This window comes from Desulforhabdus amnigena, assembly GCF_027925305.1.
Lineage (GTDB): Bacteria > Desulfobacterota > Syntrophobacteria > Syntrophobacterales > Syntrophobacteraceae > Desulforhabdus > Desulforhabdus amnigena.
The window spans coordinates 2,292,089-2,304,395 of the sequence record NZ_BSDR01000001.1; the positions used below are offsets into that span (position 1 = coordinate 2,292,089).

Here is a 12,307-nt window from a genome sequence, read left to right on the forward strand (position 1 = left end):
TTTGGGCTTTTAAACTTTGGCACTGATTTGGCATTGCAAAGAAGATAACCTTGCACTTTTTTTTAAAAAAACTTTGCCACGGAATTATTACGACGAGCAGGGACAGGAAAGCAACCTTGAGCAGGAAAGCACGTATTACATGACACCGGAGAGCATGTCTGTATTAGTCAAGCTACCCAATAACGAGCCTGAGGAACTTCCGGAAGTAAGCATCCTCATTCCTGCAAACAATGAAGCCGGTGGAATTGCGGAAGTTGTGGGGAGAGTCCGCCAGGTCATGGACAATCTGGACTATCTTTACGAAATCCTTGTGATAGATGACGGATCAACAGACGACACCGCTCAAAATGCCCATGACGCAGGAGCCAGAGTCATACAACACCCTTACAATATCGGAAACGGGGCGGCAATCAAGACCGGTATCCGAAACGCGCACGGCAAATGGCTCGTCACACTCGACGGCGATGGTCAGCATCCACCCGAGGAAATCCCGCATCTGCTGGAAAAACTGCAGATTTTTGACATGGTCGTGGGAGCTCGTACTCAAGAGTCGGCAACCTGCATGCATCGGAACCTAGCAAACAGAATCTACAACTGGTTTGCATCCTACGTGTGCGGACACAAAATTGAGGACCTCACCTCCGGATTCAGAGCCGTCAAAGCACACATCGCACAAGAATTCATCTCTTTGCTGCCAAACACCTTTTCCTACCCTACCACCATCACCATGGCGACTTTGAGGTCAGGGTATAGTTTGAAATATATCCCCATTACAACATGCAAACGCAATGGAGACAGCAAAAGCAAGATCAAGCTTCTCCGCGACGGATCGCGATTTTTCCTCATCATTTTTAAGGTTGCCACCCTGTTTTCACCTATGAAGATATTCTTGCCGGTCAGCTTCTCGACCTTTCTCCTGGGGCTCGGTTACGGGCTTTTCAAGGTTTTCTTTTTGGATGGTCGTTATGGTCCAACCTCAGCCATGCTGATGACAACGTCTATCCTCATGTTTCTTGTCGGGCTGGTATCAGAGCAAATTACCCAGCTAAGGTTTGATCGTTCTGAATTCTCAAAAGTGGTTAAGAATAACTAACATGTCATGAACATCAGGAAACTTTCACCCCCAACCATTCTCGAGAACGCGATATCCATACCTTGGGGGATCGATCCACCAACGACGACCAGGAGACTTGATCAAGAGTTCTGTTTTATGGTGAACTCACTTGATCAATTACAAAATGAATGCACGACACAAGACCATTTGTTCACATTAAACCCCGCAACGGATGGAACCTTTTCGACAGCGTAGAGCTTCTGCACTACCGCGACCTTCTCTACTTTCTGACCATGCGCTCCATCAAGGTGAAATACAAGCAGACCGTACTCGGGGGCTTATGGGCCGTCATCCAGCCGCTTTTTTCCGTAGCTATTTTTACTCTGGTTTTCGGAAAGCTCGCCCGCGTTCCATCAGACGGTGTTCCCTATCCCGTGTTCAGTCTCACCGCTATGGTGGCCTGGACCTATTTTGCCAATTCCGTTTCTTCCGCGGCAAACAGTATCGTTCAGGAAGCCGGTCTTTTGACCAAGGTCTATTTTCCCAGGCTGTTCATACCCTTTGCATACGTCCTTGCCGGACTCCTCGATTTCATTATAGCTTACCTCATTTCCCTGATCCTGGCCCTCTGTTACGGAATCACACTTACTGGGACTCTGCTGCTGATGCCTGTCTTCGTTCTCCTGATGGCCCTTTCCGCAACGGGGGTCGGTGTGTTCCTGGCGGCTATGAATGCACGGTATCGTGACGTGAGGTACGCGATTCCCTTTCTCATACAACTTTGGATGTTTGCTTCCCCCATCGTGTATCCTTCGTCGATTTTTCCCGAACATTACCGCCTGGCTTACGCCCTCAACCCCATGGCTGGAATCATCGAGGGATTCCGTTACAGTCTCATTGGCGGCAACGCCTTTCCCTTTGGGATGATCGCAGTTTCCGCCGCATCCGGTATCACACTGTTTTGCGTCGGCTTGATATATTTCAAGAAAACGGAACGCTTTTTTGCGGATATCGTTTAGCCACGGCATACGCCGGCCGTACATGAATAGGATTCACTCGGTATGCATCCCGTCATTCAAGTCAGAAACCTTTCAAAATGTTACCGCATTGGAACCAGAGATCGTGCGACCAGGAACTTTCGAGAATCCATCATGGAAACCCTTCTCAGTCCCTTACGCAATCTCAAACGCATTCGCAACCAGACTCGATTCGAAAATGGGGATACCGGTCTGTATTATGGCAACGGTACCGAAAGTGATGTGATCTGGGCACTCAGGGGCGTCTCTTTTGACGTCCAGCAGGGTGAAGTGCTGGGCATCATCGGCCGTAACGGCGCAGGCAAGAGCACTCTTCTCAAGGTATTGAGCCGAATAACGGAACCGACCTCAGGCGAAGCGAAAATCTACGGTCGCATTGCGAGCCTCCTGGAAGCCGGTTCCGGCTTCCATCCCGACCTCACGGGACGCGAAAACATCTATCTCAACGGCACCATCCTGGGCATGCGTAAAGCGGAGGTGAATCGCAAATTCGATGAGATTGTCGACTTCTCTGAAATTGAAAAATTCTTGGATACTCCGGTCAAATACTACTCCAGTGGAATGTATGTACGCCTGGCTTTTGCGGTTGCAGCCCACCTGGAATCCGAGATCCTGGTAGTTGACGAGGTACTGGCGGTAGGGGACGCCGCTTTCCAGAAGAAATGCCTGGGCAAAATGGGAGAAGTCGAAAAGGAGGGAAGGACCATCCTGTTTGTGAGCCACAACACGGGCACAGTAAGTTCTCTCTGTAATCAGGGGTTGTTTCTCGACAACGGAGAGGCCATCTTCAAAGGAATGACCAGGGAATGCATTGGTCATTATCTCAAGTCCACCGCATCGAACGACGAGAGCCACACCGTTCATCTCGATAAGCCGACCAATGCGCCGATCTGGATGGAGTCCATCACCATCATCTGCAACTCCACCCCATCTGACTGCCTTGTCGCCGGAGAAGAATTGTCTTTCAAGGTGACTTTCCAATCAGAAGAAACCCTCCGTTCACCCAAAGTCACCTATATTATCTCTTCAGTGGATGGCGTCCCCTTGATCAATGCGAGCAATCGTTACCAACCATCCCCTGATTTTCCCACATCTGTATCCAACGGGACCGTCTATTGCCATCTTGGGTCAGTACCCTTTATGGAAGGATCATATACGGTTTCTTTTTCGCTGGGTGACGAGCTACGAGACTGGCATATCGCCGAAAATGCACTGACATTCAGGGTATTTGGGAACGATGTATGGGGTACCGGAAGACTCCCAAAACCCAATTCATCTTACTTTTGGCACCCTACCGTTTTTGAGCCGGCAATTTGATTGTCTGGAAGTTGAAAGAGTACAATTTTGCATAGAAACAAAACCCGTATGATCTAATCTAAACCCAAAAAACCTCACAAGAGCATCGACCTCGGTTCCACACACGCAATAAAGAATTTCAAAATCAAATGGGAATGCTGTCGACCTTTATAGTCATTCCTGGTGTCTTCGACAAATTTCCATTAGTCTTTTATAGTAGCTCTCTTTATTAAATTCTTTTAGTACCTTAGCATAACCGGCCTCACCGAGTTTAATTGACAATTTTTTATTATTATATAATTTTCTCATATATTTTGCCAATTCAATATAATTTCCCATTTCAAACAGATAACCTGTTGTACCATGTTCAACAATATCTTGAATAGCACCTATATTTGAAGCGATAACTGGAGTTTTATTCTTCATAGCCTCAATATTAATCAACCCAAATGTTTCCATGCAGACACTAGGAACTATTACCGCTATTGAATCTTGATAGTATTTATCGATTTGAGAATGGGGTATAAAACCAATAAATCTAATCTGATTAATCACTTGAAGTTGGATTACCAGTTTTTGTAAAATTCCTAGTTCAGAGCCATCTCCAATGATTTTCAATACAGCATCTTGTATGCCCCATTTCTTTAATAAGGCAATTGCTTTTATAGCAATATCAATTCCTTTTTCGCTTGATATTCTACCTACAAACAAGAATTGCTTTGGATTAATATTGTCAAAATTTATATAGCTATTTTTATCAATCTCTATAAAGTGAGGAAGAAAAGTTACCTTTGCATCAGAAAGTTTTAACGATTTTTTCATGCATTCAGCTAAGAATGCAGAAGGACAAATAAAATGATTAACAAAATTTTTCATAGTTATTCTATGCAAACCAACCTTTAGCCACTTTAATATATAATATAATATATAATTTACTCCTTCCTTAGAGCTTTTACATTTATATATTAAACATAGAGCATTATAACCTTTATTACACGGTTTTCCATTTTTAAAAATGGCCCATGTTTTTGGGCAAAAATAGCTATACGAATGTATTATTTTAATATGATATATTTTATTTTTATATAAATATCTATCTATACTTTCAGTTATTACTCTATTCGTTCCATTTGAAATCACTATATCTGGACTGAATTTTGCGATTATTTTTTTTAATATTTTCTTTTGCTTTAAATTATAAAATTTACTTATAGCTCCAAACACAGAGCAGTCCTCTTGCTCTGAACCATAATATTTATAAACTATATTTCCATAACTTTTTAATAATACTTCTATATCCTCTACAAATTTTTCTCCACCTCCAAATGGTTTTTTTACATCATGTATCAATAATATTTTCATTTTTGCTCGCGTTAGGTCAAGGATTATTGCATGGCTTTGAATTTGGTTTCACGTTCGGCACGCCGTTCTCGCGTCCCGATGATGAATGTGCTCACCAGTCCCGTGAGACTAGTGAACCCCAACACGCTTCCAGCAATTTGAGCGCCTGACAAGATGCAGGCCACCGAACCTACAATACCAGTCATACCGATAATGAAAGCAAACCAGAGACCTTTTCGGCTGTCTCCGCAACCGCTTTCGATAACCCTCTTTTCAAGCTCTTGCCGATGTTTTGTTTGCAACAGGTAATTATCTATAATGAGCTTGGTTGCACCGGGATAGAGAACTTCGTACTTTTCAAGGATGGACGGGTGTGGTAACGGACCCGAGTATTGATGACCTAATAGAAGCTGTTGTTTTGTCTGAAGTTGGTTGTTCTGATCAGAAGCAGTCGAACGGCTTTGTTTGGCTATATCCTTATGATTTTTCGACGTCATATTCTGATCCGAACTTCTCAATGGCATTCCATAAATCCTGGCCAACAGCCATCCAATCAGATTTCAGTGCCAAGGCGTCAGCCACTTCAGGGGATGGAGAATCATTGTAAACGTTCAGGGTCCCGCCCAAATCTAACGATCTAGCCATACCACCAAGGAAATTCGGCTTTGCGAAGAGATAGTCTGTCATGGCCCTACACTCCATCAATTTAATACTATCGGTTGCCAAATATGTGAAAAACGCACAGTCTTTTGTCATATATCTAATCTATAGGACCATGCGAGTCAATTTAAAGGAAATAGTTTACACCATCTCGATTTTTTAAAAGCAATGGAACCTCACTGTCTCCCCTGAACCCCCTATTACTATCTGGTAGATTTTAGCCACTTGCCTGGAAATGTTTTGCCAGTCATAAAGAGCCTTCACTCGATTTTTACCATTTTCTGCCAGCTGCTGCCGTTCCAAGTCATTCCGGAGCAAATCCAGAACGCATCCTCTCAGGCCCTCCACATCATTGTATGGAACCAGTCTTCCGCTCACTCCATCTTCAACAACATCCCTGAGACCATCCACATCGGTGGCGATGACCGGAGTTCCGCAAGACATGGCTTCGATGGCATTGAGGCCGAACCCTTCGAACACAGACGGAATAACGACCACAGATACCTTGTTGTACCACTCATTCACATCACGGTCGTCAATGACCCCAAGGAAGCGAACGTTTTCATGCAAGCCGAAATGTTCGGTCATTTCCTCCAGCTCCCGTTTCAGGCAGCCACTTCCAGCTACATAGAGGCGAACATCCCTGCAACCGTTTTTGACCACGGGCATGCACTTCAGCAAAAAATCAATCCCCTTCCGTGTTTCCAGCCTTCCCATGAAAAAGAGACTATTGGGGATTCGAGGCAAATTCATATCAAAGAACCTCGTTCCATCGACTCCATTGGGAATCACCCGAAGTCCTTCTTTCAATTTATATCGTCGGCCCAAAACTCTTTTGGTCGATGGCGAAACACAGATGAGGAAATCCGACTTCCTGTAGCTGAACATTTCCCACAGGAATAGCAGTTTTTTCCACCTTTGATTCTCAATGTGGGCCGACTGCTGATAATAGGTATGATGTACAGTGTAGATAACGGGAATGGATGGTTTCTTGATGAGAAACAGCCCGCCCGGGCCTCCCTGATAATGAACAAGTCCCAGATCATATTTTCTGATCAGATTTTCCAGAACAAAACCGAGCTTGATGGAAAAACCGATATTCTTTCCAGCAGAGGCATGAGAACCGCCAAATACCTCGACATGATACGGATCGTCTATCCCCGGAGACGGAGAGAAGACAAAAATCTTCCCCTCATAAACACGGCGCAGATTTTTTGCCAGTTCGTAAACATAACGCCCCTGCCCCCAAGGCTTATAAGGATATAAATCATGGGTAAAAATGCCGATATTTTTCATTGATGCAACTTTATGGTGCGCACTAGACTCATGAGAGAGCGAAAGACTCTTTTTATTTCATCCATATTCTTCATATTGAAAAGAGTCTGAAAAACAAATGCCGGTCTGAAGTAAAACTCCCTGTAGGCCCTCGCAAGAATATGTTCGAGATCTTCTCGTTCCATATCCAGTGTTTTCACCACCGGTCCATAGGTCATGTCGAATTCTTTGAAGCTCTTCGCCAAAAGCAGATGATTCTCCCTGGCATATTCATAAAGAGAGGTGCCCGGATAGCACATGGCGATAGAAAACTGCACCTGGTCCGGCGAGAGCCGTTTGGCAAAACGAAGGGTTTCCTCGACAGACTTCCTGGAATCGTAAGGGAAACCAAACATGAAACCGCCAAGAGTCTGGATGCCGTGCCTCTTGACCATCCGGACTCCATCCTCGATCTGCTTCAGGGTCAAACCCTTACGGATCTTGTCGAGCACCTCTTGAGAACCGCTTTCGACACCCAGACGGATCATCTTGCAACCGCCCTTCTTCATTTCGGAAAGCATCTCATCATCGAGAGTGTCCACCCGTCCATTGCAGGTCCAGATAAGATCCAACTTTTCGCGGCGCAAACGCCGGCAGAACTCGATCACTCTGCGCTTATTGGTCGTAAATGTGCCGTCATCGATATTGAGCTCGCGAACACCATACCTTCCGACAAGCTCAAGGATTTCGGACATCACGTTGTCGATGCTGCGAAATCGCTGCTTGTGCCCATACATGCTCTGAGGCCAAAGACAGAAACTGCAGTGATACGGACATCCGCGGGAAGTCATTAAATTCATGAAGGGCTGCCGGGAATACCAGGCTTCCAGATACCACCTCCATGGGATGGTATCCCGGTCGGGAAAAGGGATCTGATCGAGATGTTCGGACAACTCACCGTCACCGTTGTCAATGATCTGACCGTCATTGCGATAAGTGATACCGGCAACACCTTTGAGATCCCGCAGGTTGGAAACCACCGAAGAAATTTTCGTATCGAACTCATGCCGGATGACGACATCGATAGCCGGACACTCTTCGAGAACCTGCCGATGAAAATAGGTCGCGTGGGGACCGCCCACGATGATGCCGGCGCCTGTCGCCTCTTTCAAGCGCGTCAGATTTTCATAGTCGGCTACGATGGAAGGCGTGGTGGTCTCCATAAAGATCACGTCCGGCAAAGCTTTTTTGGCTTCCATCTCGGTACGCTGCAGGTCGAAATCCTGAATGACGGAATCGATATAGCTCACGCTATGTCCGGCATTCTTCAACTGAGATGCGCTATAAGCCAGAAAAATGGGGTACTGCAGGAACTTGTCGCTTCGATGCTTGATGATTCGATTTTGGGATCTTGTTCCGAATCCTTTTCCCGGCCAGGGGGGATTGACGATCAACACTCGCATGGAATGATCTCCCTATACTTCGCACAGAAAAAGCCGGACATCTGCACGAGAAAGCTCATCAGAAGCAAAAAAACAATCAAAGGGAATTTACTGTCTGAATGATAGTGCTTGATTATGTTCAAGGTGGACCAGAGACGCAGGGAAGCGAAGTTCCGTTTTCCGGTAACCTTTTTTGAAAAAATGAAGCTGCTGAGCCCCCTATGGAACTGCCACCTGAAAAAGCTTTTCAAGGAGTCCCGGGCACCGTGATAGACGAGTACCTCCGGACAATACTTGATTCTATAACTTGACTGGACCAGGGAATAAGCCAAAAAACTGTCCTCCCCTCCGGCATAGGGGAAACATTCGTCAAACCCGCCGATACCTTCGAAGACTTCCCTTTTGATAGCGAAGTTACAGGAACTGAGGCTGTTGGTGAAACCATCCTCCGAAACCCTCCACACTTTTTCAAAACCTAAAGCTCCACCGGCGGGAAAACCGAGTGCGGAGATGGAATCCCCCAAAAAACTAGACGGCAAAAGCACCAACTTGCCCATGATCACCTCTGCATCTCCCTGAGCAAAACAGCGCTCGATTTGCTCAAGCCAGTCATGCGCCACAATACAGTCACTGTCCGTAAAAATCAGTACATCCCCTTTGGCTCTGCGCGCTCCAAGGTTTCTGCAATGTGCGGGGCCACGGTTTTTTTTCAATCGTAGGATCTCACCATTTTTTAAGCGACACACTTCAGGAGTGGCATCGTTTGAACAATCATCCACAACGATGATTTCAAAATCGCTCTTGTAAGTTTGCTTACTCAATGAATCCAACAATACCGGAAGTGTCACCTCTGCATTGTAGGCCGGCACAATGATAGAACAGTTCAATCCCTTTTTCATTTCTGCTAAGAGTGCCCTCCCCAAAGAGGCAAAGAAGGTTTTCGTATAGGCGTTGAGTGTATTTGCCGCCACTTTTTACAAAGCGTTTTAAAAACCACATTCAAAAGAAACATTGCCATCCCATACATAAAAGGACGCACCGGCACTGAATAACGCGGGAACGGCGCACCGATCATATGAAATACTGTAAAGTAGAGAATAAGAATCGCGACCAACCGAACAGCAAAAATTGACGAACTTGTCATATCTCTGACAAAAAAGCTGTGCCACACTGCTAGCGTACCAACCATACAACAAAGTACCAACGGCCAATGTGACCACTTCATAAAGGCGTGAGCACATTGAAATAGGTTGTCATGGAAATAAGGAGACGTACGGACCGGATAAACGAATGCATCACCCATACCTTGAATGATGTCCCATGACCAAAAATAGAATGGTTTGCCAAAGAGAAACCATGAACCGATCCTAACCGGGTCGTGTAAAATAGATTTATAGATCTCGTGCACAACACTTTGAAGATCCTTAGAAATTTCTTCAGTACGCGGATCGAACCGGTAGGGAAATCCAAATGTCTCCGGCCTTCCATCAAAAGTAAAGTTTGGATACATGCCGTGGTGCAGAAAATTGATCATTAGTTTTTGATCGCCAGCCTTATGCAATACCACTGTATTGCGGATAAGCCAGGGTGAATAAATCAAAATGAAACCGAGTATTATCAAAAGTGCCTTCTTCAATCCTTGGCGCCAGCCGAAATACAGAACCATCAGGAGCGCCAGTGCAATAGGAAAATATTGAACAGTTGGGCGTACAAGGGCTGTCAAACCAAGTAAGACACCTGTTAGAATAGCAACAACGGTTGGATGGTCCCCCCCCAGATTACTGCCCACCCATATCGTTATTACAAGCAGAAAAGCAAATAAGGTTTCAGTCAGCAGATAGCTGTTGCTTACTACCAAGTGTGGACTGAGTGCAGTAAGAAATGCAGATGCACAAGCCCAACCAAAGGAGAGGAATTTTCGAAACAGAAAAAACGCTGCCACTACCATGAGTGAACTCATTAGAGCTTGAACGACGAGGATTCGTGCCAAAGTTCGATCATTTGGATAGCCATCCAAAAATAGGGCTAAGAATAAAGGATACCCAGGCGTACGCACGGCATCCGGAGTCGGTTTGGCCATGGAATTTTCCAAAGTCTCTGTACTCTTCGAATAGATATTTGCGGTCCGCAGGTTTAAAGCATACATAAAATATTCCAGAGCATCGGCACGCAAAGGTTGAATGACCTGGGTATCTGCAATTGACACCATTCTCAGATGAAGGCCCAGCAGGCATACCATAATCAGGATAATGATCTTCAGGTATTGAACTTGTGCGGACACGTCTCTTCCTTTCTCGCTATGCAATTTATACCAGTAGCCGGAGATTGGCACTGACTGTGCTATCTATTCACTTGAATAACAATAGACGTTTTGCAAGAAAGATGCGAACCAGGACAATTGGAAAGTACTTAAACATTGCGCCAAATCTTCCCGTCTGCCCACAAAGCCGCAGTGGGTAAGCTTTTGGAGGCGAGCGAGAGTGTAAGAACCATAGATTGTTAGTTTTTTTGCAGAACTGTTTGTAGAGCGGATTCCTCCGCCATATTTTAAAGGTATGCCCATCTTTATTACAGCGGAGGAAAGGAAATGCGGTTCTACATTTTTAGAAACTGGTTGCTCAAAAAACTCAACGTGAGCAAACGCCTGCAGAGGATCTGCCTGTGGTACATCATCTCCCTTATGATAACCACTCGAAAGCACTCTCTGGAGCATGCCTCTGCAATTTCTGGAAAGAACAGTTCTCAGTTCAGTCGGTTGCTCAAGGAGCATCCGGATACGACCATCTACACACTCAAGGATCTTTCCAGGCGGCAAGGAAAGAAATACTCCAAGGCTATGAAGACATTGGGAAAACTCCCATGGAAGGTGGCCATGCTGGTTGATCTGACCGGCCAGGGCAGATCCAGCCTGCACTCTGAAAATGTCCAGAGGCACAATCACGGCAAGGGATACTTTGTTGGCCATCAATGGACCAACATCGTGCTGCTGATAAATGACATGATCATTCCTCTGCTTCCGATTGCCTTCCTGAGCAGGAATTACTGCAGACAGAAGAATCTGGAGTACAAGAGCGAGCACAAAAGGGTCATAGACTACCTCCAGTCGCTGGATCTTTCGGAATACATCGAAAACTACAAACCCGAGGAAGTGGTTGTGCTTGCTGACTCCGGCTACGATGATAAGCGAATTCAAAAAGTCATCCTCTCCAGAGGATGGGATTTCATCATGGCTGTAAAGAAAAGAAGATCCGTTAAATCCAATGCTCAGTACCTCAAGACCAGTTCCAAAGAGGGCTGGGGCCAAATCCAGGATTTTTTCAGGGCTCAGCGCAGGCTTGGATGGGAAACTGTTCGTCTCACTGCGAACGGACCAGGAAAAAGGCGGAAGGAGTTCCGCATCAGACATACCATCGTTTGGCTCAAAAATGTTGCACCGGTTCAACTGGTATGCTCGGAAAGAAAGCGTGCTCCCAGAGGAGAGCGCAAATACTTTGCCTGCTCGCACCTTACACTCCAGCCCAGACAGATCCTGATTGGGTACTCTCTGAGGTGGGCGGTGGAACTTTTTCACAAATCCGTAAAGATGCATCTGGGGTTTGAGGATATCGCCGCCACATCCTTTGATTCCGTGATCTCTCATGTACATTGGGTCTACTGTGCCTACATCCTGCTCCATGCACAGCTTCCCGGTGTGCCATCCTCGGCAAGAACCCTGCACGAAAGGCAGAGCTATGTTATGAGAGTTGTTGAGCATAAGGAAAAAGCCAATCTTCTTCAGCGGTTGACTCAGATCAACGGGGTAGAGAAACAGAAAAACCAGTTAAAAGAGGCTCTTGCAGCATGAGTGTCTGATAACTTATTAATTTATAAGGACATATGGCTTATATACCCAATTATAAGCAAGGTTTAAGAAAGTATGGTTCCCCCTGAAAACTGGAAATCCGCTAAGTTCTAATCTAAGGTAGTTCAGTTGGACAGAAAGCAGGGAGATGAGAGGGTGCTACGGAAAAGCTACTTGGCAGAATTCAAATCTAAAGTCGCTTTAGAGACTATCAGGGGGGAAAAGAGGAAGATGATTGCCATCTGGTCATTTAAGCCCTTCTTTAGATGGACTATCGGAACACTTCTTGAGTAGTCAAACGCAAGATATCAAAATTCCACCTCAAACGACCTGAGCGCTCCCACACTCCTCAACCTTCAAAACCCCTCTGTAAGGCTTTTCA

General features: G+C 45.6%; 11 protein-coding genes. 4 read left to right on the plus strand and 7 right to left on the minus strand.

All coding sequences use genetic code 11. From position 1 onward, the window contains the following. Positions 1–154: 154 nt before the first annotated feature. From QMG16_RS09810 to QMG16_RS09820, 3 genes are all read left to right on the plus strand, one after another. Positions 155–1,093, plus strand: a complete 939-nt coding sequence (locus tag QMG16_RS09810; protein ID WP_281793851.1) for a glycosyltransferase family 2 protein — start codon at positions 155–157, stop codon at positions 1,091–1,093. A 149-nt stretch (positions 1,094–1,242) separates the two neighbouring features. Continuing rightward, complete coding sequence (locus tag QMG16_RS09815) at positions 1,243–2,073, plus strand: ABC transporter permease (protein ID WP_281793852.1); 831 nt, start codon at positions 1,243–1,245, stop codon at positions 2,071–2,073. A gap of 132 nt (positions 2,074–2,205) precedes the next feature. Further along, on the plus strand, positions 2,206–3,408 hold the full coding sequence (locus tag QMG16_RS09820) for an ABC transporter ATP-binding protein (RefSeq protein WP_281793854.1): 1,203 nt from the start codon (positions 2,206–2,208) through the stop codon (positions 3,406–3,408). Positions 3,409–3,561: 153 nt separating this feature from the next. Here QMG16_RS09820 and QMG16_RS09825 read toward each other — a convergent pair whose 3' ends face one another. From QMG16_RS09825 to QMG16_RS09855, 7 genes are all read right to left on the minus strand, one after another. Further along, positions 3,562–4,749: a glycosyltransferase family 4 protein gene (locus QMG16_RS09825; protein ID WP_281793855.1), complete on the minus strand. Its 1,188-nt coding sequence runs from the start codon at positions 4,747–4,749 to the stop codon at positions 3,562–3,564. Positions 4,750–4,772: 23 nt separating this feature from the next. After that, complete coding sequence (locus tag QMG16_RS09830) at positions 4,773–5,252, minus strand: DUF2335 domain-containing protein (RefSeq protein WP_281793856.1); 480 nt, start codon at positions 5,250–5,252, stop codon at positions 4,773–4,775. Then, positions 5,206–5,415, minus strand: coding sequence for a hypothetical protein (locus QMG16_RS09835; RefSeq protein ID WP_281793858.1), 210 nt, complete (start codon positions 5,413–5,415; stop codon positions 5,206–5,208). The genes QMG16_RS09830 and QMG16_RS09835 overlap by 47 nt, the downstream gene beginning before the upstream one ends. Before the next feature lie 132 nt (positions 5,416–5,547). Continuing rightward, positions 5,548–6,684 (minus strand): glycosyltransferase family 4 protein, encoded by a 1,137-nt coding sequence (locus QMG16_RS09840; protein WP_281793860.1) that lies wholly within the window; start codon positions 6,682–6,684, stop codon positions 5,548–5,550. After that, on the minus strand, positions 6,681–8,105 hold the full coding sequence (locus tag QMG16_RS09845; protein ID WP_281793862.1) for a B12-binding domain-containing radical SAM protein: 1,425 nt from the start codon (positions 8,103–8,105) through the stop codon (positions 6,681–6,683). Before QMG16_RS09845 ends, QMG16_RS09840 begins: the two co-directional genes overlap by 4 nt. Then, entirely contained in the window at positions 8,093–8,971 is an 879-nt protein-coding gene (locus tag QMG16_RS09850) for a glycosyltransferase family 2 protein (protein WP_281793864.1), read from the minus strand. Before QMG16_RS09850 ends, QMG16_RS09845 begins: the two co-directional genes overlap by 13 nt. A 17-nt stretch (positions 8,972–8,988) precedes the next feature. Then, positions 8,989–10,365: a glycosyltransferase family 39 protein gene (locus QMG16_RS09855; protein ID WP_281793866.1), complete on the minus strand. Its 1,377-nt coding sequence runs from the start codon at positions 10,363–10,365 to the stop codon at positions 8,989–8,991. Positions 10,366–10,671: 306 nt separating this feature from the next. Between QMG16_RS09855 and QMG16_RS09860 the strand changes: the two genes are divergently transcribed. Further along, a complete protein-coding gene (locus QMG16_RS09860) occupies positions 10,672–11,928 on the plus strand; it encodes a transposase (protein ID WP_281793868.1) in 1,257 nt (418 codons plus the stop codon). The last annotated feature ends 379 nt before the right edge of the window (positions 11,929–12,307 follow it).